Source organism: Thermoplasmataceae archaeon, from assembly GCA_038729425.1.
GTDB lineage: Archaea > Thermoplasmatota > Thermoplasmata > Thermoplasmatales > Thermoplasmataceae > B-DKE.
Genome location: JAVYSB010000006.1, coordinates 33,961 through 55,802 on the forward strand (window position 1 = coordinate 33,961; position 21,842 = coordinate 55,802).

Genomic DNA, 21,842 nt, shown 5'->3' on the forward strand with positions numbered 1-21,842 from the left:
ATTTCACACCTCAATTGCGTATCCAACCAGATCCATCAGCCCCTTGGTCACCATGTCCACCTTATGGTACCCTATTACGTGCGGGAACTGTGCCTTATCTATTGCACAAGGTGACACGAAGTTGTGCGCCCCTGTCTTCCAGCCATAATACACAGCAGGCCAGCCTGCCCAGGCCCTGTATTCATTCCAATCTTTCTCGTCCGCAAGCAACCCGCCTCCAGCACCGCAACAGAATGTCTGCTCCTTGGTGTATTCGGCTTCCACCGTCTCCCTGACTACTGCACTGAGAACCCTCCTAGGTTCATTGATAAGATTGCCGCCCCTCGCATAGTTGCAGGGATCATGATAATTGTACAGATCATCATTCTTGTTCTTGTCCACCTTTATCTGTCCACGTCTTAGGGCATCATCAGTCACTTGGTGAATGTGCTTCAATTCAATCCCGTTCTTGGCCAGTTCGTATCTTACATACTGATCCGCAGATCTCCAGCCATGGCCACATTCTCCCCAGATAACGGTTTTTGAACCCTTCCTCACAGCCTCCTCCACCACTCGGTTTCCGAAATCCCTGAGATGTTTCTCAGAAAGGAAAAGACCAAAGTTGGCGACTTCTGTGGTGTAAGAGGAAAACGTATAATCTCTCTTGAGGACATGCATCACCTTGATGTAACCTTTCAGCGTGTCCGTGTTTGTGAACAGATCTGCCGATGATGGAATAAAGAGTGTTTCAGCCTTTGGCTTATCAAATGGGACATTGATCTGTTTGCCTGTCTCTTCAAGAATTTCCTGCTCAATGAACGAACCAACATCCTTAAGGAATTTATCGTGGAGACCCATGTTGTTGCCTGTTTTATATACCTGGGCTGCTGTACTTGCGACGTAATCAGGCACTTGCCCCATTTGTGTCAGGATGTCCCTTATGTTTCTCGTTATTTCCGATTGGTCTATGCCCTGGGGACAAAAAAAGGAACATCTACGGCATTCCGTGCACTGGTAATAGTAATTGTAGAGTTTCTCAAGATCAACTGCGTCGGGTGTTAGCCTCTTCCCCTTGTTGTACATTTTCCTTGCAAGCTCTGCTCTACCGACTGGCGTATTATTCACGTCGCCGGTGGCTATGAACATTTGGCATTTATCCACACAAATGCCGCAGTGGGTGCAGCTCTCCATGAAATTTGCAAATGCTCGGTTACCCCTCATTTCTATGAACTTCTGCACAAAATGTTCTGGGTTATCATCCTTCTTCAGGAATATTTCATTAAGTTGCTTCTCCTTTGCGTGGCGCTCTCCGGTTTTGGCAGCCCACTCTATGTCCTTCTGCCTTGACAGCCAGTCTTCTGCTTTGCCACTGGGGCTCTCAAGCAAAATGTCCCTTATTTTTGGCTTCATCTTGCTTCACCCTGCTTTAACCCTGTGTGATGGAGAGAATACATCGTTGGATTGGTAAAGAAGGAAAACGGGTGCATCAGTTTGCTGAATGGGAAGTAGAAGAAGAGAACCAGTGTTGCAGAAAAGTGAATAAGGAAAGGCAACTCTGTTGGAATATTGATTGGCGAGAATGTTACGAGTGACATTATAAACGGAGACACAGCAGAATAAGCGTAATTCCCTGGGAGCATGAATCTCTCCAATATTCCGGTCACTCCAATTGCAACGATAAGGGAAACTGCAAAATAATCCGATGCTGTATTCAGGTGCCGCAGGTACTTATCTTCAATACGTCTGTAAAGAAGAACAATACCAAAGACAACCATGACGACGGCAAAGAATGTCCCTGCGTAGTCTCCAATCGTCTCAAGCGTAGCCTGACTGATCCCTGCTGCCTCAAAATAAGAATAAAGAAAGAGGTCTGAGTGTGCGGCAATGACAATCCAGAGACTCCAATGAAAAGCAAGTGAAGAATATCTGACCTTAGGATCTCTCTTCATACTGGAAAAGAGGAATATACGCTTTAAGATGTTTACAAAGGCCTTCAGTCTAGTATCCTGCCCTGGATATACAAATAGATATGGAAGTCCAAGGTAAGTACCACTTGGCCCTTTCCGCCTGAATATCCATTTCAGGAGAACTGCTAAAACGCCGACAATGAATACCAATACTGCAAGATAGGCAGTTGCTATGAACAATAATGATTCAATGGACAACACAGGAGTTCACCCCAGAGAATGGATGGGGAGCGTTTACCTCCCGCTCCCGTTTCTCAATGTGGTAATACCCCTGACATCAAGATACTCGAGGCTCTGCTCGAAGAACGGCAGACCGGTTCTCTCAAAGAATTTCTCCCACCCTATCCTTTCAATCCAGTCTGATATCCTCTCTCCCTTCTTCGCATCGTTCTTCCAGGTTTCGACAATTTTCCTCACCGTAGCCACAGTCTTCGGATAATGTGGTACTTCATTTGGCAGGAATGGCACAACGATCCTTCCAAGGGTCGTACCCTGCCTGGAAGCCGCGGCCTTGCCTCCAACCATCAATGCATGACCATCTGTTTTTTCAGGTGTCCTGAAGATGATCCCGCCGCAGGCAGCGAGACAGAGTCCGCATCCAATGCAGAGGTTTTCCCTTATTTCAAGAGTCCTTGTCCCGTCGGGGAGAGGTTTGAGCTGTATTGCCCCAACCGGGCACGAGAATGCCGTCCCCTGCATATCGCATGTCTTCGCAGCATCAGTCACAATAGGTATTTCAGTGTGTATTCCGCCTATGGAGATGTCAGGGAGGAAGGTATTTCCACACGAACTGGGACAACCGGAAACGCCTATGGCAAGTTTGGCAGGCAGATCCTCTTCGTTGTAATACTTTGAAAGATCATTCGCTATGGCCTGTAGAAGCGATGGGGCATCAACGGCCGCAAGGGCGCAGTGGAAGAATCCAGCACAGCTTGTCATGTTCCAGAGATGGCCTCCCCATCCACCCACCGGGAAGCCTATACTGTTCATTTCTTCCTTAACTTTCTTTGCTGTCTTAAGGTCCTTCACTATGAACTCAATGCTATAGGCCTGCGTAAATCGCATCGATCCCTCCCCGTACTTCCTCGCAATAGCAGATAACTTTCTTATGGTCTCAGTACTGTATCTTCCGTTGGGAGTCGAGGGAGACTTGACGGTAAATATTTTCTTTCCTGAGGTGTCAGTGTGAGCAATGATACCCGGTTCTACTATTTCATGCATTATCCACTTCCCTACAGAATCCTGCAGAAAAGAGGGAATATATTTGGTGTATGGCCTCGGTGGGCCCTCAATTACTGTCTCTGTCATGATGTTACCTCCTTTGATACGCTCTCCGGTATCTCTTTCCTCTCCTCTTCTGATACTCCGTAGAATATGTTTGTCCTAAGATCTTTCACGTTCATGGGTTTTGGTTCCATTCCCATAAGATCCAGGAAACCCTTCATGCCTATTCTGAAGATTAAATCGCCAAGTCTCTCTTTCCTCGCAGCATGGTCCTGGAACACGTCAACAATCTTCTGGACGTAGTCCATACCCTGATCCATTGTATCCACTCTATCGAGGAGTTTCGCAGATAGTGGTCCTTTTTTCCCGCGGAGCTTTCCACCCACGTAAACATTGAGTTTAGCTTTCTTTCCTGGCATAAATGCTCCATGTCCTTTTTTAACGCATTCCATGCACTGTATGCAATCCTCACCTTTTATCTCAACGCCTGTTTTTGTCGCCCTTATTGCGAGCGTAGGGCACGAATGTACAACGTCGTCAATTTCTTCCTTGCTCAGCTTTTTCAGGTATTCCTCACGCACCTCTGGTGCACCTTCCCAGGATCCAACCAGAGCTATGTCACCTTTCTGGGTTGCCCTGGCACAATCCAGTGGACAACCGGATATCTTCAGCTTGACTTTGTGCGGGAATGTAGGATATTTGGCGTAATCGTTGAATCTTTCATAGAAATCGTCCCTGGCCTTCATGGTGTCAAATCTGGCGTATTCACACAGTGCTGACCCAACACATGTGGTCGTGTTCCTGAAGGCATCACCCGTCGATCCGATCTCGAAACCAGCTTTCCTGAAATCTACGAAGAAATCTTTGATCCTTTCCTTGGGTATGCCAGGAATCTCGATATCCTCGCCCGTGCTGAGGGCATGAATCATTCCGACACCATATTTGTCCGCAAAGTCACAGTATCCATCCAGCATATCCGAAGTGACAAAATTCCCCGAAGGTATGAGAACCCTAACAACATTTGTACTTTCTCCTATATCCTGCCTGCTGGAAACTCTCATTAGGATCCCCGTGGGCGCTCCTGGTACTGAAACGTATCCCCCCGTTGTAAAAAGGTCTCTCTTGAGATACAGGGATGCTGCGTACAGATCAACTGGGTATCTCGTCTTCTCGGCTTCTTTTATATAATTAGGCCAATCTCCCTTCTTTATCTCTTCTAGTATTTTTCTTCCTTCTTTCACTTCTGGCAAAACTTCAGACATCACTTCACCTCTTTGAACTGATTCAGCGCGTACTCTGTAGCCACCGCATAACCATGATCCCTGCAAAACTCGGCAAACTTGGCTTTCTCCTGGCCTTGAATCGTTACCCGCATCAGTGGGGTATCCTCCTCCTTCGCATCTATTCTCTCGCACCTTCCAATGGTATTCACGCAGTTAGGGCATACTTGATCCCTTGTTGTAAGATATTTTAGTCGCTTAGCCTTTACCGGGTTGTTAAGTTCCTCCTCAGACAATATATCAATTGCGTATCCGCATTTTGGGCAGGTCAGGTAAATCACTTAAACACACCCCGTTGGTTTTGGTGCACCAGCAAGCCGGCATGCTCCTTTAGCTGGTCCTGTTGGGAAGAGAGAATAGATCTTCTTCAGTTCTGTTCCAGTGTTCTTTACTAGCATCCTGATCGGCGGGCAACTGTCGAATTCTCTGTAGTATCCCCTCAGATAGTTTATTATCTTCCAGTGCTCATCGGTAAGCTGACTGACGGCTTCATCTGGAGCAATGGCAACCGCAAATTCCGGACACCAGTCCTCCGGGTTCACAAGAAAGCCATCTTCATCGATCTCAATTTTCTTCTCTGATCCGTCTGCTGATTTAACGGAAACATAGCGTTTGCTTTCGTTGGATTCCATTTTTCGCACACCCATTTTATAAATCGGGAGCGTGGAAATAAGGAGGTTGCCTTATCCATGAGGTATTTCCTGCAAAATAACAATCTTTTCACATTTCAGTAGGCTTCAACACCGGTTTTCACTCGGTTCCATGAATTTCGTATAAATTGCAATTTTTTCCTACATCTCATTATTTAAATACAGATACAAGGACATTCAGGATCTATGTGCGAATCGGTATAAGCAGAACACCTTAATAGCTACTGCCTGCTTTCATTTGTGACTTAGGTGATAAAAAGGGGGTTAAACTCAGGAAAGTAAGTACCATCCTATATTACCGCATACGTTAGGTATCATTGTAATAAGCCAGACACCGATCTAAAAATTATCATGGCATCTAAATGTTCAACAGAAATAGTTTTGGACATTCAAAGAAACGACTGCGAAATCCTCAAGGCTATTCACGGCCACGAGTGTTCTGTTGAACAGCTTTCTGTGCATTCAGATAGAACACTGGTTTCTATAAAGTCAAAAGATTGCCATGAAATCATCAGGGATATGTCCTATAACGGGATGAAGGTTAGAACCGCCAGAAGAGGAGAAATATGGGTAGAAGGATCAAGCTGCACATTTTGCTCATTTATCTCAAAGTTTCCTTTTGTTAAGGTACTGCGGGTCATTCCACTAACCGAGAACAGGATACAGGTGCACCTCGTTATACCATCCAGGGGAGACGTCAGGTTTTTCAAATCAAAGATGAAAAGATCTGGAATAGACTATACAATTCTCAGCGAAAGGCCATTCCAGCCTAAAGATATGACAGATAAGGAGAGAGAAATGGTCTCCACGGCACTTCAGAGGCACTTCTTCGATTGCGAGAACAGGACCTCCCTCACGGCAATTGCAAAGGATATAGGAATATCTCCTTCATCGCTATCGGAGACTATTCGCCGCGGAACAAAGAAAGCAGTTGTATACTATATGGAAAATAAAAAGTAACTCTTTCTATCTTAAGGAAAGTATTTTGCAAGAATTTCGGTGAATAATTAATATTGTGGAATATGTATTGGGTGAACATGAAAGGTAGGGTGACATACCGTATTCTGAGGATGCCCATGATCTATCCCTTTGAGACAAGTTTTGGGAGGCAGACTGAAAGGGTGCCGATTATATTCAGAATGGAAAAGGACGGGATAACAAGTTATTCCGAATGCGTAACCGATGTTGATCCGTTCTACAGCTATGAATCAAATTCCACTGCCCTTTATATAATAAAGAATTACCTGGGAAAGATCCTGAAGAATGCGGAAACCCCGCAGGACTTTATTGATGGAGCTGCAGTTATCAAAGGTCACAACATGGCTAAAGGAGCCCTGGAAATGCTTCTCTGGGATCATTCTGCCAGGATGTCCGGGATACCTCTGCACAGCATGCTTGGGGAAAACAAGGGATATGCCGAAGTGGGTATATCTATAGGTATGGAAACAATACCAGGGCTTTTGGACAAGGTCAGAAACGCAGTAAATTCGGGTTATAGAAGGATAAAGGTCAAAATTAAGAGGGGAAGGGAAATGGAAATCCTATCAGCTGTCAGGGACTCATTCCCGGATGTTCGGTTGACTGCAGACGCTAACTCAGATTATAGCACTAAGGACGCTGATCTGCTCAAGAAACTCGATAAATTCAATATGGAATACATTGAGCAGCCATTCGATCATGATGACCTTATTTATCACAGTAGACTTGCAAAAGACATCAGCACACCCATATGCCTGGATGAATCCATTACATCTCCCGAAAAGGCAAGAAAAGCGCTGGAGATAGGTGCATGCAGTGTCATAAACATCAAGCCAGGGAGGGTTGGGGGTTTCTCGAATTCCCTAAAAATCGCAAAAATAGCGAGAGAATTCAAGGCACACATATGGATTGGAGGCATGCTTGAAACCGGAATAGGGCGTTCTTTCAACATAAGCCTCGCATCATCAGCATTGGTAGATTACCCTGGGGATACATCCCCAAATTCGAGATATTTTCACAGGGATATTGTCAGGAATCCATTTATGATGGAACATGGAAAAGTAACCCCCTCTTCTCTTTCAGGGGCTGGATACGATCTTGACATGGACGCATTTGTGTCTTACACAATAGAGGAGGGCACCATCTTTGAGTGGTAACGGCAATGTATTAGTGAAATACTTTGTGGACAACAAAGATGAGATGATTTCTGATCTGAAACGGCTAACAGAATGTGAAAGCCCGTCTGGGAACGTTGCATTGCTAAATGCCTGTGCAAAAGTGATTTTAGAAGTCATAGGAAAGAGAACCGGTATCAAACCAGACATCTTAGAACTTGAAGATGGAACTCGGGCTTTAAGCCTATCCATCGGTCGAAAAGGCGGGAAAAGTATCCTTATCCTGGGCCATTTCGATACCGTATTTCCGGAGGGCACCCTGAAGAGAAGGCCATTCCGCGTTTCGGATGACATGATCGAGGGACCCGGTGTTTTTGACATGAAAACAGGTCTTGTTCAGGGGATATGGTCAATAAAATTCCTGCGGGAACACGCACATTGCGATCAACGGATTCTATTCCTTATAACTCCAGATGAAGAAACAGGGAGTCTCTATTCGAGGAAACTAATTGAAGAAGCCGGCAAAAATGCCAGTCTTGGGTTTGTGCTTGAGCCAAGTGAAAGTGGAAAACTGAAAACTGGCAGGAAGGGTGTGGGTACATACAACATCACGGTAAAGGGCAGGGCAGCTCACGCTGGATTACATCCGGAAGACGGTATAAGCGCCATATGGGAGATTGTGCATATAGCAGAAAGGCTAAGTGAGCTACAGGACATCTCCAAGGGAACGACGATCAATGTTGGAACAATCTCTGGTGGGACAGCTGCAAATGTAGTTCCAGATATGGCTACAATAACTGTGGATGTAAGGGTAACTGACCTTGATGAAGCTAAGAGAATTGACGAGAGTATACAATCTATGAGGCCGCAGAACATCGAAGCCAGGATCAATGTGGCTGGAGGAATCAACCGCTTACCGATGGTCAAGAACGAACGCACCGCAGTTGTGCTTGAAGAGATAAAGAAGATAGGTAATGACATTGGCATAAAGATAGAGGACGTATCGGTGGGGGGAGGCAGCGACGGGAACATAATATCGCAGTTTGGGCTTCCTGTTATAGATGGGTTGGGAGCAGTAGGTTCGGGGGCGCATTCCGACACGGAGTTTGTGGTTATGTCTTCCATTCCTTTAAGGACTGCCCTATTGACTCATATCCTTATGAAGTATTGTGATTGAAAATAGGCCACATATTCTATGGTCGCTTTGATCATCGGGAAAAAACTGACTGTCTTTCACGAAGGGCAGGGTCAGATTTTTCGTTGAACGACGAAATGCTCTCTGGAGTTGAAACCAGCGTTGCGTACGGCAAAATCTAACCTGTTAGAATCCTCCTTAAAATACGTTAACCGTTTATAAATTTCTATGGCTGAAAGCACAAACGATCAAGAAAACATAGCGGGCAGGCTTGAGAGGTTGCCTTATAGCAATTTCCACACTAAGTTTGCATTGATGCTCGCAAGCGGAGAATGGGCTGAGAGCCTGATGCTTCTTGGAAATGGAGCAATTCTCACGCTGGTAGCAGTCGCCTATGGAATAACTGGAGACCTGTCGGCCTATGGAATTCCTGCTTTCTTTTTCGCAGGTGAATTTATCGGGTCGATTCTCTTTGGAAGGATCGCTGATACGAGAGGACGAAGAGCAGTATTTCTGACCAATCAGCTCGTTTTCGGAATTGGCATGATAATAGCCGGTTTCATGAACTCGTGGCAGTTGATCGGTATATTTGTCCTGATTGGGGGTATTGGAGTTGGCGGAGAATTTCCTCTGGTCGATAGCTACGGAACAGAGATGTTTGTCAGGAAGAAAAGAGGAGCGTGGCTGGCACTTATATACACCATAGCTGTAACTGCTGCACCACTGATTGTTTTTATAACTTATCTCACCAAAAGCATAGGTCCACTAATTGGTGGGGTAGGAATTCCTGGTATGCCCGGCTATGTTGCACCTGTTGGGTATTACTCGTTCAGGATACCTCTCTGGTTCATGGGAGTCGCCGGTATACTGGTTTGGTTAATAAGGTTCCGTCTGAAGGAATCTCCGAGATGGCTGGCCACCCATGGTAAAATGAATGAAGCAATGAAAGAAATGGATGACATAGAAGTCGAGGTCAAGAGGGATACCGGACTTAAAGAACTACCTCCCGTTACAGACAAATTAGAAGCACCAGTTAAGATCTCCGCCTACAAGGACATCTTTGCCAAAGACGTCAGGAAGACTACAATTTTGATGGCTATATTTATGTTCTTCCAGTCTGGAATATTCTATGGGTTCGTCACATTCGCGCCAGGGCTGCTCGTAAGCAAGGTTACGCTTCCTTCGTACGATGTCCTCGGTTATGCAGCAGTCATATACAGTGGCTTCTTGGTGGGAAGTATTTTCAATGTGTTTATAATTGATAAAATAGAGAGGAGATTCGGTGTAATACTGTTCGCTATCCTTGGCGGCATTTTTGGAACACTGTTTGCAGTGGGTAGCGGACTTACGGAGGCCGTTATACTAGGGTTCATAACAGCATTCATGCTCTGGAATTTCTCAAACTTTTACCATCAGTATAACGCAGAGATTTTCCCGACGAGGGTGAGAACGACAGCAGCCGGCTTTGTTTACTCAATAAGCAGAATTTCCACTACAATCATAGTCCTGTTCATCGCTGCATACATCGGATCAAAAAATGCACTCGGAATATTCTCGGTTGTATGGGTATTCATAGTAATAGTTACCATAATATTGTTCCTTCTTCCTAATTCTACTCAGAAATATGTCGAAGAAATAGCAGTATAATTCCATAATTTTTTAAAAATCATCTTTTTTTATTTTTGTACAACGTAATATCCAGTATACTTTTTGGCTTTTTTATGTTTAAGGCTTTTTAGACACAAGGCGCTGTTAGCAGCATAAAAACGGCTGGTCCAATTCTCTATGATCAGTTCTCAAATCTAATTTTTTTCAGATGGGCTGTTAGATTGAGAATCATCCCATTGTTAGTTGATCAATTAAGCCTTCTTTAAATCGGAATGTCAAATACTAAATTTGTAAAATTCGCACTTATAGGTGCAGTGGGGAATATCGCGCTCAAGAACAAGTCCTGTGGGGAAGACCCTTTAGTTTTGTGTGAAACGACGCACCCTGGATTTCAAACGCAACATGTTGAGACACACTAATTATTTTTTAATCCTAAAAGCTCCTCAGTGCATTACACCAATTTGTTTATGGAAAACCTCTCCTAACCGGTTAGATCAACTATTATAATATTTGCACGCTATAGCAGATCATGATAACGGATGATACCCTTCGGGAGGGCATGCAGGCTCCAGGAATGGCGTTCACCGTGGATGAAAAAGTTAGGATTGCAAGAATCATCAGTACTTGTGGAATAAAGCGTGCGCTGGTTGCATACCCACCCGCCCACACATCTGAAGTAAGGGCTACGGAAAGGATTGTGGCCGATCATATTTTCCCTGAAATCTTTGCGCTTGGTAGAGCTATAAAGGAGGATGTGGATAGCATTGCGGAAACTGGCTCCAACATTTCCCTCCATCTCCCTTTCAGACTGGAGAAGCTTGACGAAGCCTTAGATGCGGTGAAGTATGCTTCCTCCAAAGGACGAATCCTGGAAGTGGCAGTGGTTGATGTCATGAAAAATGATATCAAGGATGTTATCAAGATCGCCAGACTGGTTTCACAGGCGGGTGCCGATGTTGTACAGCTACCCGATACGACCGGTATGGGATCGCCCAAAAGAATCAGATCGCTGTTTTCCGAGGCAAGATCATCCCTTGAGGTCGAAATAGAAGCACACTGCCATAACGACATGGGGGCTGCGCTGGCAAACTCTTATGCAGCACTAGAAGGTGGCGCAGACCATGTGGATGCAACAGTTTATGGAATCGGAGAAAGGAACGGCATCGCAGACCTTGCATCTCTTTCCGCAGTACTTGAATCAGAAGGAATATCCACAGGAATCAAAGAAAGTGCTGTCAGGGAGGCTTACAAAAAGATACTGGATGTGATATTGACCAAGGCTGGAGAGAGATTCTTCTTCCGGAACTTCCCCTCCGTAGGGGATAACGTCTCCATAAACACTGCGGGAACACACGTTGCATTTTCGGACATCTTCACTGCAGGAGGGATGAGTTTCAATGTGTACGCTGGAAAATCCATGATAAAGCGTGTGCTGGATTTTTCTGGTGTGAAGACAGATGATCAGGAGATTAGGAAGTTGCTTAATGCTGTGAAGGACAGATCGGCGAACGAGGGGAAGTGCTTGGGGGTTGACGAGATCGTGAAGATGGCAGGTGAGATCATTGGTGAGAGTCATTGAGATTGGCCATATAGTCGCTGGCCCATCTGCAGGCCTGATATTTTCAGAGTTGGGGTACGACGTTATAAAAATAGAGAAGCCAGGGGATGGAGATATAGCAAGACGGCTCACAGATTCCAGCGCGGGTGCATTTCCATTCTATAACAGAAACAAAAGAAGCCTTGCGGTGGACCTTGGAAAACCGGAGGGAAAAGAGGTGTTCCTGAGGCTCGCCAGGGAGACTGATATAATAATAGATAATCTGGGATATGGCGCGATGGATAGAATGCACCTTTCCTATAGTGACCTTTCATCCATAAACAACAGGATTATCTATATGTCAATCAAGGGGTATGCTGCAGGGCCAATGGAGAAAAGAAAATCACTTGATTTTCCAATTGAGATTCACAGTGGTGTTGCATACATGACCGGTCTCACAAACAGGCCAATGAGGGTTGGTGGCTCCATGATTGATATGGGGGCGGCCATGTTCGGCGTTATCCAGGCTCTGGACGCTCTTATGGAAAGGGAGAAGACTGGAAAGGGGAAGTTCATCGATATCGGATTGTTCGAGACTGCAATGTTCTTCATGGGGCAGCATATTGCAACATACCAGATCATCCACAGGGCATTGAAACCAATCAATGAGGAGGGATTTGCATGGGCAATATACGACTTCTTCGATACCAGTGATGGAAACCAGGTTTTCATTGCAGTTACAACGGACGCCCAGTGGAAGGTGTTCTGCAGAGAAATGAATCTTGGTATCTGCGAGAGGTCAGACCTGGAAAGAAATGAAGATCGGTTTACAAAAAGGAGAGATCTTCTCGCCCTGATAGCAGAAAGAACTACTAAGATGAAGAAAGTTGATCTAATTCGCCTTCTGCAGGCAAACAACATTGCATATTCTGAGCTAAAAAGGCCTTGGGACCTGCTTTCAGACGAGCAGGCGGCAAATAATCTGGTGGTTGAGGATTACCTGGGAGATCGAATCAGGGTGCCAGCCATTCCTGGGGGTGGACACATCGCAAGGGACCCTCCAAATATAGGGCAGGATACGGATGAATTACTAAGGGAATTGGGGTATTCTGAGCTGGATATGGAAAAATTGAAAAATATTGGGGCAGTTGCTTTTGCAGGTATAATTGAACAAAAGCGAGTTCATAATCTGTGATTTTGTTTCTTTCCAGAATATTTGAACTCAGTGCTTTGGGTTATCTCCCCTGTAATATTGCGATTTCCACTGTCGATCCTAAGAAAGATTAATAAACGATTAGGTATAATATAAATTATTAATGATCTACGGCAGTTTCAGTGTTAAAAGCGAATGCGGACTGGCAAAAGTTTCTGAAGCACTCGGCGAGACTGTAATATCCCTTTATGCTGCCCCACTCGACGGTGGGAAAAATTACGTTTTTTCCATAGTAAACTCCCGAAAAAGTGAAGAGTTGGAACCGCTTCTTCTGAACGATTTTGTGTCTTATAAAATTCACTCCGAAAACGGAATCATTTTGCTCCAGGGTATAAAACGTGGTCATGGACTAATCAAGGCAATAGTGGACAGTGGAGCGGTACCCTCATTCCCCCTGTTAGCCAGGGGCGATATTGAGGTTCTTAATTTTATGTCCCTGTCTGATAGATCCCCCTCTGCCCTGGAAGATTCGCTGGGATACGGAAACAATTTGGATGATTTTTTCTTCGATAAGGTCGGAGGAGAGAGACTTATTCTCGACGTCACGCAAAAGTGGGGGGTACTTGGCACTGTAAGCCTCACAAATGCGGAGAGGGATCTCATAAAAGCTGCTTACAAACATGGATTTTTCGAATGGCCAAGGATGTACGACCTTGATCTCATGAAACGTGACTATAACCTCTCGAAGCCGACCATTCTATATCACATGAGAAACGCCGAAAGAAAAATAATGCAGATGATATTCGGCTGATCACCTTTTTTGATGTTCCTAATAATTTCAAGAAATTCGGATCTTATATCTATAGCGGATCGTTTTTAAAGCCAGCTCTTCCAAGGGCATCTCTGATTCCAGAATATAGGGCTGCGCCAGAACCATATCGCACTTTGCAATGTTCGCCGCTTATTACGCATTATCAGGATATAGTTGCATTTTATTGCACGTGCACATGATCTTGGAGCTAGAGGGTTATACCTCACCTGAGAGGTTTGATTTTTATTACGGATTTCAGAATGATACCGACGGGTGTAATGCATGATGGAATTCTCGCTATTTCAGAATAGAGTCCAGAACATCTCCTTCCATGGTTCGAAGACTGGGGTGTTCAACCCGAGACTGGATGCCACCGATCTAATTCTGCATCTTGCTGAGATCTTTGTGTGCATTCCATCCACGACATTTTATGTCGAGAATAGGTGAAAAATATGCCGTCTTTCGTGGTTGCTGCAAAATGCAAGAACAATGGAAAATGTGAAGAAATTTGTCCAAGCGATATAATGCGCGTGGATAAGGAACTTCAAAAAGGTTACAACATAGAGCCAGACATGTGCTGGGAATGCCTTTCATGCGTCAAAGCATGCCCAGAGAAAGCTTGTGAGATACGGCCCTACGCCGACGTAGCTCCACTGGGGGCAGAGATAAAGGCTGACAGGGACGAGACAAGGAACAGCATCAAATGGGAGATAAAATACAGAGACCAGAGTATTCAGAAAAGTTTTGAGTTTGCCATCAGGACCACCCCATGGGGTGCTATAAGACTCCCGGAACCTACAGATGATAAAAATAACAAAATCGATGGAGAGGAGCTTTCTGAGGAACCAGAGAGGCTTATGACGGGAAAACCCCTGCCAACAAGAAAATCTGGTATAAAGGGAATAGGGGGCGAGTAAATGCAAGTAAAACAAGTGGACTCAGACATTCTCATCATAGGGGGCGGAATGGCTGGATGCGGAGCTGCCTATGAGGCAAGGTACTGGGGGAAGAACCTAAAGATTGTTATAGCTGAAAAGGCAAATATTGACAGAAGTGGAGCGGTTGCAATGGGGCTTTCCGCAATAAACACCTACATTGGAATGAGGTGGGGAGAGCATACGCCAGAGGAATTCGTGAGGTACGTCAGGGGAGACCTCATGGGAATGATCAGAGAAGATCTCGTGTACGATGTGGCAAGGCATGTGGATTCAACTGTTCATCTCTTTGAAGAGTGGGGGCTTCCCATAATGAAAGATGAAAAGACAGGGCATTATAAGAGAGAGGGCCCGTGGCAGATTCTAATTCACGGAGAGAGCTATAAACCCATAGTTGCCGAAGCTGCGAAGAAGGCTGCAACAGAGGTATACAACAGGATAATGATCACGCATCTGATGATGTCTTCCACAGAGAAGAACAGGGTTGCTGGAGCGGTTGGGTTCGATGTCAGAGATGGATCTTTCTGCATATTCAGAAGCAAGGCAACGGTAGTAGCATCTGGTGGAGCAACTCATATATTCCGTCCTAGGTCAGTAGGAGAGGGTTGGGGAAGGACATGGTATTCTCCATGGAGTACGGGATCAGCATATGCGCTGCCGATACAGGCAGGTGCAAAGATGGTGCAGATGGAGATCAGGCTTGTGCCGTCTAGATTCAAAGATGGATACGGTCCAGTAGGTGCGTGGTTCCTGCACCTTAAATCCCAGGCCACAAACGTATACGGGGAGACCTACGACACTAATAGGGATAAACTCAGAGCAAAATATGGAAAGTATGCTGATCTTAAGCCCATGCCTACCTGCCTGAGAAACGACCTGATGATGGACGAGATAAACGAAGGAAGAGGGCCAATTCTGATGCACACAGAAGAAGTTCTTGATAATAGGGAAAAGGAGGAAGCCGGGTGGGAAGACTTCCTTGATATGACAATAAGTCAGGCTGGAATATGGGCGGCTCAGAATATAGAACCAAAAACAATGCCCTCCGAGTTGGTTCCGACAGAACCTTACATTATGGGCTCTCATGCGTGCAACGCAGGTACATGGGTAAGTGGGCCTTCCGATCTGGCACCAAGGGATTACCAGTGGGGATACAACAGAATGACAACGGTTACAGGACTTTTTGCCGCAGGCGATGCGGCAGGCGGGGCAGCTCACAAATTCTCATCAGGGTCGTTCACAGAGGGAAGAATAGCCGGGAAATCCGCAGTGAAATTTATAAGCGACACCGACGCTAGGCTGCCTGAAGTCGATAAAGACAAAATAGAGGCCTACAAGACAGAAATTTTCCAGCCATTCGAGACATACGAGATTGGCAGGCAGTTCATCTCCAAAGGATCGGTTTCACCGTATTATCTCTACCCAAGTATGGGGCTGAAGAGGCTTGAGAAGATCATGGACGAGTACGCAGGAGGTATTTCAACCCTTTACAGGGCGAATGCGAAGGGAATGAGTCGGGGGATAATGATGCTGAACATGCTAAAGGAGGACCTGCAGCTCTTGGGTGCAGAGGACCTTCACCAGCTTCAGAGAGCTTGGGAACTTCATCACAGGGTAGTGACTGCTGATGCTGTGTTGCAGCACACGCTGTACCGAGAAGAGACAAGATGGCCCGGATATTATTACAGGTCAGATTTCCCGAAGATAGACGATGAGAACTGGCATGTGTTCGTTGTATCTCAGTACGACGGTGATCAGGACAAATGGTCACTGCAGAAAGTGCCAGTGCAAACCATAATTGGAGAATGAGGTAGAAATATGAGCTATATAGGGCATAATGGAAAACCAATAGTAGAGAGAGTGGAGACCGCAAACGTGGTAAGCAGAACGGCGGATATGAAAAGGATTCCAGTGAGGAGAGAGATAGCCCATGAGATAATTAGCCTTTCATACGGCTTTTTCACTCCCCTGTCTGGTTTCATGAATCAGGATGAAGTCGACGGAGTCCTCGACAACATGGAACTTCCTGACGGGACACTCTGGAGTATCCCCATAGTATTTGATATGTCTTCTCAGAAGATCAAGGAGTACGGTTTGAAAGAGGGGGACAGCGTGCTTCTGGATTACATGGAATCACCAATGGCGGTCTTCGACATTGAAAGTATTTATAAGTACGACACCGAGCGTATGGCTGAAAAGACGTATGGTACAAAGGACGCAAAACATCCTGGGGTGAAGAGAACGAGATCATATGAGGATAGGTTCATAAGTGGCAGAATTACGCTTATTAATGAGCCGGTCTTCAATGAACCATTCAGGAGTTATTGGGCAACTCCAAAACAGCACATTGAGGAATTCAAGAAAAAGGGGTGGAAACATGTGGTCGCACACCAGACAAGAAATGTTCCACACACTGGTCATGAGACGCTCATGAAGCAGGCCTGGTTCGCTGCTAATGAGGATATGCCAATAGATAACCTGCAGACTGGCGTGCTTGTCAATGCAATAATAGGGGAGAAGAGGGTAGGAGACTACATTGATGAGGCAATACTACTTTCACAGGACGCCCTGAGAAAATATGGGTATTTTCGGGATAACGTGCACAAGGTAACGTTTACGCTCTGGGACATGAGATATGCTGGGCCCAGAGAGGCCATATTCCATGCCATATTGAGGACAAATCTTGGCTGCACCCACCATATGTTCGGCAGAGATCACGCGGGAGTAGGTGACTTTTATAAACCATACGATGCACAAAATCTTTTGAAGCAGTACAGGGACAAGCTGTCCATTAAGCCAGTATTCCTCATGGAAAACTGGTACTGTCCGGAATGTGCTGAGGTTACAAACTCTGCACTTTGCAGTCATGACTCAAAGGCACAGAGCTTCAGCGGCACTGTCATAAGAAGCATCCTTACCGATGGAGTCAAGCCTACCAGGAAGGTCATGAGACCAGAAGTATTCGATGTCGTAATGGAAAGCGCTGCAAAATATGGACAAGGGTCTCCATTTGTGTCTGAGCAGTACCTTAAAGTCAGGCAGCCTGTTTTCTCGCTGAATCAGATGGAAGTGATTGCAAAATGAACGCCGACAAAAACGCCATCAAAATAAATGTGTGGATAAACGATGACAGACTGGAAGCCTTGAAGAAAGCTGGCCTGGCAGAGATGGCCAGAGAGAAGTTCGCTGGCATGATGCTGCTTGAGATTAACTGTACTGAGGACCAGAAGAACTCAATTCAACAGCAGTATCCTTCTGCCAAATACGACTCTTCAACGACTCATTCCATAGAGCTGCTTCCAAAAGCAGCAAAGGACAAGATCTTCGATCTGGCAGTTCATATGAGGTCAACAGGGCCAGAAGTAATAGACAGATTCCTGGCAAAGAAATAGTCCTGAGCCTAAATTTTAATGAATCGGTTTCCCTGAAAACGGGGAACCGAGGCCTTTTTCTAAAAGTAATACTGTACAATATGGCTGAATTTATGGCAAATGGTCGAAGTAAAACATGACGACTTTCTTCATGCTTCTCCGCAGGATCTCAGATAAAGAAGAAGGCGCCATATCTAGCCTTTCTGCCAGTTCAGTCAAAGATGTTCTATTATCCTCATCGAAATATCCATGCTCCATGGCGATTCTCAGAATGCTTCTTTGCCTTTCAGTCAGTTCCTGGTGGACATACGGATACACATTTATTGAGTTGTAATCTATCCCCTCTTTCTTTAAGTTGGACTCCAGAGTTTTTAAGTCTTTCATTGAAGGCAAAAGAACTCGATACTGAACTGTATTATTGCCAAGGCTTCTGGTTCCGAGTATCGCGGCAAATGACTTGGCGAAGAAAGCACAGGTAGAGCAACTATCGACCTCTGCCCACAGAGAATTGACGCCACCGTTTCTGTACTTAATCTTCCTTCGAGTAAGGCATGATTTTATATCAAGGCCGTCACCATCGAAAGATATCTTGTGGACAGTTGTATTAGGTCCTATATTGATTCTCTCAGTATGGCAGTTGGCATCAGATAATGCCCGGGAAATGGCGCAATCTTCCCTGATCACTTCTATAACTGCCTCAACTTGTCCCAGCTTGAGTCCCCTGAGTTCTATCATAATGCCTTAGTATTACGACATAAAAGGTATTCTTTGTCCCTTATATGTGAGGGTATTACATGACGACGTAGGTCAAAACCATTGAAAGTCTAAATGGGCATCAACACTATCTTTCGATTTTGTGTTCGAACGAAGTTTCTGGCAACCCTGCAATTACAAGAGAAAAACGTAAGCTGTAATAAGATGAAATTGATAGACATTCATGGAGATTATGGTTCTTCAGGGGGACGGGATCGGACCAGAGATAATGAGCAGCTCCATAAAGATACTCAAGGTCCTCAGGGAAAATTATGGCCTGAATCTGAATGTTATTTCCTATGATATTGGGGCAGAGACAGTGAAAAGTGGAAAATGGACGTTAGAAAAGATCTTGGAAGAAGCCGAAAAGTTCAAGGCCATCCTCAAGGCACCCATGGGTGATCCCAGAATCAGGAATAGGGACGGAACTGAGGCGGGCCTGGATGTAATTCTCGGTCTCAGGTTCAATCTTGGGCTCTTTGCGAACATAAGACCGATAAGATTGCTGCCTGGTGTATCCTCAGCTTTACGCGGTGTGGATACTTCCGGCTCAATTAACTATACCATTGTGAGGGAAAACAGTGAAGGATTATATTCAAGTCATTTCGGAGGTCTGGTGCTGAAAGAAGGTGTGGCGGTCGACAACCAGATCATAACGCGAAATGGTACAGAGAGGATCACTAGATTCGCATTTGATGTGGCGCTGAAGAGTTCCGGAAAACCTTCTGACAGAAAGAAAGAAGTCATCTGCGTTGATAAGAGCAACGTACTCAAGTCATTCGCCTTTTTCAGGGCCATTTTCAAAGAAGTAGCAAAGGAATTTCAGTCCGTGGAAACCAGATATATGTACGCCGACGCCATGGCACAGTACATGATCCTTCATCCCGGGGACCTCAATGTTGTGGTCACCGAGAATATGTTCGGCGACATCCTATCGGACCTCGGTGCTGCAACTGTCGGTGGGCTTGGATTTGCTTCTAGTGCAAATTTATCGAATGAAAAAGGAATGTTTGAGCCTGTACACGGAAGCGCTGTTGATATAGCTGGGAAGGGAATCGCCAACCCAACCGCGATGATCCTTTCTACCCTCATGATGATTGAGTGGCTTGGATACAAGAAAGTGAGCGACATTGTAGAACGCTCCCTTTTCAGGTTAATCTCAGAAGGATCTCGTACGCCAGATATGGCTGGCAGCTTGAGCACGGCGGCATTTATAGACCGGCTGCTGAAAGAAATGGAAAAGGAATAATCTGCAAAAATTGTATAAATTATTTGTCTCAGGCATACGTTATTGAGTCCTAGGTAAAATGCCTTGAGCCGGAATTGAACCAGCGACCCCCAGATCTTCAGTCTGGTGCTCTCCCTACTGAGCTATCAAGGCCTTACACTCTATATTTCTGTGGTTTATTTAACTTGTCATTAAGCCACGAAATTCCGCCTTATCTGTCGCCTAGGTGAAATTTATATATTCACATTCGTGATTTGTTTTTATCATGATTCCGGGAAAAATGAATTCCAGAGAAATGAAAAGAATGATGGCACAGATGGGCATAAAATCTGAGGACATGCCTGATGTAAAAACAGTCATACTCAAGGGTACGTCCAAGGATTACGTTATTTCAAACGCTCAGGTAATGGTGATTGAAGCTCGCGGGGAGAAGACTTTCCAGATAATGGGGACAATGAAAGAAGTCGCAAAGTCCAGTGCAGATAGGGAAATACCCTCCACCCAATACAACGAAGATGACCTGAAACTGGTGACTGACCAGACGGGGGTAAGTAGAGAAAAAGCAATTGAAGCACTTAAAAGGGCAAATGGCCAGCCCGCACAGGCTATAATTGACCTGACCGGGCAATGATAGATTACTCTTCCATACTTTTGAGGAATAAACCCGATGAAGGGGAGCGCGAAAGGATAAGATTAATTGTCCTTGAGGTGGGCAAAAGGATTTCTGAATACTGCAGAAACATGGGTATTGATGCAGACCCAGTTCTGGTTGGGTCGGCGGCAAAGGGTACTAACCTGAAGTCAGCGGACATTGACATTTTCGTAAGATTCTCAAGGCTATACAAGGAACGCGAAATGGAAAAAATGGGGGTTTCCATAGGGAAGCTCATAATTGAGGACGGGGTGGAAAAGTACGCCGAGCATCCGTACGTCACCGGTCACTATAAAGGATTCAAAATGGACATTGTGCCAAGTTACAGGTTGAACCCGGGAGAGAAGAAAATAAGTTCCGTAGATCGAACCCCCCTTCATACAGAATTCGTCTTGAGAAATCTGTCTGAAGGCATGAAGGATGAAGTCATCCTTCTCAAGCTGTTCATGAAGCACTTTGGAATATACGGTTCTGAAGTAAAGGTATCAGGTTTCTCAGGTTATGTCTGTGAACTCCTAGTATGGAAATATGGCTCCTTTGAGAATGTAGTCAGGAAATTTGCTGAACTCTCTGGGAGGCTTATGGTGGGCGAAGTCGGAAAGAATAATATCCCGGAGTCTCCAGTTTTTATCGTCGATCCCGTTGACAGTAGCAGGAACGCTGCGGCAGCATTGAGCGAAGAAAGTCTGTCAACAATGAAGGTAGCGTCAAAACTTTTCCTGTTCCAACCAAACGCCTCATTTTTTGATCAGAAGAAAATGATTGAGAGGCCGAAGTATGCTGATCGTGGCACAGCCATCAGGGTATTTACCCTTCCAAGGCCAGATGTGGTGGACGATACCATATTTCCGCAGGCAGTCAAGTTCAGAAATTCACTACTGACCCTGCTCGAATCAGGCGGTTTTCATCCTCTCTCTTCCGAGATCGCTACTGACGGCCAGATACAGGTTCTGATTGAATGCAGGAATCCTTTTAGTCCGGAAATAATTTTCAAGGAGGGCCCTCCCGCAGATTCTCCAAACGTTATTGATTTTATCGAGAAATATAGATGCACGGCGGAACGTGGTCCATACATCAGGGGAAACAGGATATGGGTTGAGGTCAGAGCACTTCCAGAAAGCATAGCCGACTTCGTTAGTAGTCACATTGACGAACTCTCTATCGGGAAGAACCTTTCCCGCTTAAAAGAAGGGCTAGAAATACATGATCCATTAATGGATAACATTAGGATGGAAGTATTAGACAGGTTCTATTCTAAAAGGATAATATAGTTATCCGCCGGAAAAAACTTCCATGAATACAATATCGTCCTCGGTTGAAACCGGTTCATCGGAAGTTACAGGAACTCCATTTTTTAGGGTTATGTAAGCGCTTTCTGTAATACGCAGCTGCGAAGCCAGTTCTCCTACCGTGGTCTGTCCCTGTATAGGATAAGTTTCCCTGTTTCTTCCTACTATCCTTATCAT

23 protein-coding genes and 1 tRNA gene are annotated in these 21,842 nt (G+C 45.2%); 15 read left to right on the forward strand and 9 right to left on the reverse strand.

Going from position 1 to position 21,842, the window contains the following annotated elements; genetic code table 11:
* Nucleotides 1-3 precede the first annotated feature (3 nt).
* The 6 genes from QW597_06215 to QW597_06240 are packed head-to-tail and all read right to left on the reverse strand — an operon-like array spanning nt 4 to nt 5,082.
* Nucleotides 4-1,389 carry a (Fe-S)-binding protein gene (locus QW597_06215; protein ID MEM0156173.1) on the reverse strand — a complete coding sequence of 462 codons (1,386 nt, stop codon included), beginning with the start codon at nt 1,387-1,389 and terminating at the stop codon, nt 4-6.
* Nucleotides 1,386-2,147: a respiratory nitrate reductase subunit gamma gene (locus tag QW597_06220; protein ID MEM0156174.1), complete on the reverse strand. Its 762-nt coding sequence runs from the start codon at nt 2,145-2,147 to the stop codon at nt 1,386-1,388. The genes QW597_06215 and QW597_06220 overlap by 4 nt, the downstream gene beginning before the upstream one ends.
* A gap of 33 nt (nt 2,148-2,180) precedes the next feature.
* The gene (locus tag QW597_06225; protein MEM0156175.1) at nt 2,181-3,254 is read right to left on the reverse strand and encodes a hypothetical protein; all 1,074 of its coding nucleotides are present in this window, start codon (nt 3,252-3,254) and stop codon (nt 2,181-2,183) included.
* Nucleotides 3,251-4,432 carry a hypothetical protein gene (locus tag QW597_06230; GenBank protein MEM0156176.1) on the reverse strand — a complete coding sequence of 394 codons (1,182 nt, stop codon included), beginning with the start codon at nt 4,430-4,432 and terminating at the stop codon, nt 3,251-3,253. The genes QW597_06225 and QW597_06230 overlap by 4 nt, the downstream gene beginning before the upstream one ends.
* Nucleotides 4,432-4,731 (reverse strand): hypothetical protein, encoded by a 300-nt coding sequence (locus QW597_06235; GenBank protein MEM0156177.1) that lies wholly within the window; start codon nt 4,729-4,731, stop codon nt 4,432-4,434. The genes QW597_06230 and QW597_06235 overlap by 1 nt, the downstream gene beginning before the upstream one ends.
* A complete protein-coding gene (locus tag QW597_06240; protein MEM0156178.1) occupies nt 4,732-5,082 on the reverse strand; it encodes a TusE/DsrC/DsvC family sulfur relay protein in 351 nt (116 codons plus the stop codon). It lies immediately after the preceding gene.
* A 369-nt stretch (nt 5,083-5,451) separates the two neighbouring features.
* On the opposite strand from QW597_06240, the gene QW597_06245 reads away from it, so the two are divergent.
* The 12 genes from QW597_06245 (at nt 5,452) to QW597_06300 (ending at nt 17,764) form a co-directional block, all read left to right on the forward strand.
* Nucleotides 5,452-6,060 (forward strand): helix-turn-helix domain-containing protein, encoded by a 609-nt coding sequence (locus tag QW597_06245; protein ID MEM0156179.1) that lies wholly within the window; start codon nt 5,452-5,454, stop codon nt 6,058-6,060.
* 77 nt (nt 6,061-6,137) lie between these two features.
* Nucleotides 6,138-7,235: an o-succinylbenzoate synthase gene (menC, locus tag QW597_06250; protein ID MEM0156180.1), complete on the forward strand. Its 1,098-nt coding sequence runs from the start codon at nt 6,138-6,140 to the stop codon at nt 7,233-7,235.
* Nucleotides 7,225-8,370, forward strand: coding sequence for a M20 family metallopeptidase (locus tag QW597_06255; GenBank protein MEM0156181.1), 1,146 nt, complete (start codon nt 7,225-7,227; stop codon nt 8,368-8,370). The genes menC and QW597_06255 overlap by 11 nt, the downstream gene beginning before the upstream one ends.
* A gap of 186 nt (nt 8,371-8,556) precedes the next feature.
* Nucleotides 8,557-9,975, forward strand: coding sequence for an MFS transporter (locus QW597_06260; GenBank protein ID MEM0156182.1), 1,419 nt, complete (start codon nt 8,557-8,559; stop codon nt 9,973-9,975).
* Between the two features lie 490 nt (nt 9,976-10,465).
* A complete protein-coding gene (locus tag QW597_06265; GenBank protein MEM0156183.1) occupies nt 10,466-11,515 on the forward strand; it encodes a hypothetical protein in 1,050 nt (349 codons plus the stop codon).
* Nucleotides 11,502-12,668, forward strand: coding sequence for a CaiB/BaiF CoA-transferase family protein (locus tag QW597_06270; GenBank protein MEM0156184.1), 1,167 nt, complete (start codon nt 11,502-11,504; stop codon nt 12,666-12,668). Before QW597_06265 ends, QW597_06270 begins: the two co-directional genes overlap by 14 nt.
* 121 nt (nt 12,669-12,789) lie before the next feature.
* Complete coding sequence (locus QW597_06275; GenBank protein ID MEM0156185.1) at nt 12,790-13,437, forward strand: helix-turn-helix domain-containing protein; 648 nt, start codon at nt 12,790-12,792, stop codon at nt 13,435-13,437.
* A gap of 282 nt (nt 13,438-13,719) precedes the next feature.
* The gene (locus QW597_06280) at nt 13,720-13,884 is read left to right on the forward strand and encodes a hypothetical protein (protein ID MEM0156186.1); all 165 of its coding nucleotides are present in this window, start codon (nt 13,720-13,722) and stop codon (nt 13,882-13,884) included.
* A 5-nt stretch (nt 13,885-13,889) separates the two neighbouring features.
* Nucleotides 13,890-14,354, forward strand: coding sequence for an adenylyl-sulfate reductase subunit beta (aprB, locus tag QW597_06285; protein ID MEM0156187.1), 465 nt, complete (start codon nt 13,890-13,892; stop codon nt 14,352-14,354).
* Nucleotides 14,355-16,181: an adenylyl-sulfate reductase subunit alpha gene (gene aprA / locus QW597_06290; protein MEM0156188.1), complete on the forward strand. Its 1,827-nt coding sequence runs from the start codon at nt 14,355-14,357 to the stop codon at nt 16,179-16,181.
* A 9-nt stretch (nt 16,182-16,190) separates the two neighbouring features.
* Nucleotides 16,191-17,456 (forward strand): sulfate adenylyltransferase, encoded by a 1,266-nt coding sequence (gene sat / locus QW597_06295; GenBank protein MEM0156189.1) that lies wholly within the window; start codon nt 16,191-16,193, stop codon nt 17,454-17,456.
* Entirely contained in the window at nt 17,453-17,764 is a 312-nt protein-coding gene (locus tag QW597_06300) for a hypothetical protein (protein MEM0156190.1), read from the forward strand. Before sat ends, QW597_06300 begins: the two co-directional genes overlap by 4 nt.
* A gap of 90 nt (nt 17,765-17,854) precedes the next feature.
* On the opposite strand, the gene QW597_06305 is transcribed toward QW597_06300, so the two are convergent.
* Nucleotides 17,855-18,478, reverse strand: a complete 624-nt coding sequence (locus QW597_06305; protein ID MEM0156191.1) for a helix-turn-helix domain-containing protein — start codon at nt 18,476-18,478, stop codon at nt 17,855-17,857.
* 202 nt (nt 18,479-18,680) lie between these two features.
* Here QW597_06305 and QW597_06310 point away from each other — a divergent pair, with 202 nt between their 5' ends.
* Nucleotides 18,681-19,745, forward strand: coding sequence for an isocitrate/isopropylmalate family dehydrogenase (locus tag QW597_06310; protein MEM0156192.1), 1,065 nt, complete (start codon nt 18,681-18,683; stop codon nt 19,743-19,745).
* Between the two features lie 59 nt (nt 19,746-19,804).
* Here the strand turns inward: QW597_06310 and QW597_06315 are convergent.
* A tRNA-Phe gene (locus QW597_06315) sits at nt 19,805-19,877 on the reverse strand.
* A 112-nt stretch (nt 19,878-19,989) separates the two neighbouring features.
* On the opposite strand from QW597_06315, the gene QW597_06320 reads away from it, so the two are divergent.
* Together QW597_06320 and cca are read left to right on the forward strand one after the other, a co-directional pair.
* Complete coding sequence (locus QW597_06320; GenBank protein MEM0156193.1) at nt 19,990-20,355, forward strand: nascent polypeptide-associated complex protein; 366 nt, start codon at nt 19,990-19,992, stop codon at nt 20,353-20,355.
* Complete coding sequence (gene cca, locus QW597_06325) at nt 20,352-21,647, forward strand: CCA tRNA nucleotidyltransferase (GenBank protein ID MEM0156194.1); 1,296 nt, start codon at nt 20,352-20,354, stop codon at nt 21,645-21,647. The genes QW597_06320 and cca overlap by 4 nt, the downstream gene beginning before the upstream one ends.
* On the opposite strand, the gene QW597_06330 is transcribed toward cca, so the two are convergent.
* Nucleotides 21,648-21,842: a MoaD/ThiS family protein gene (locus QW597_06330; protein MEM0156195.1), complete on the reverse strand. Its 195-nt coding sequence runs from the start codon at nt 21,840-21,842 to the stop codon at nt 21,648-21,650. It lies immediately after the preceding gene.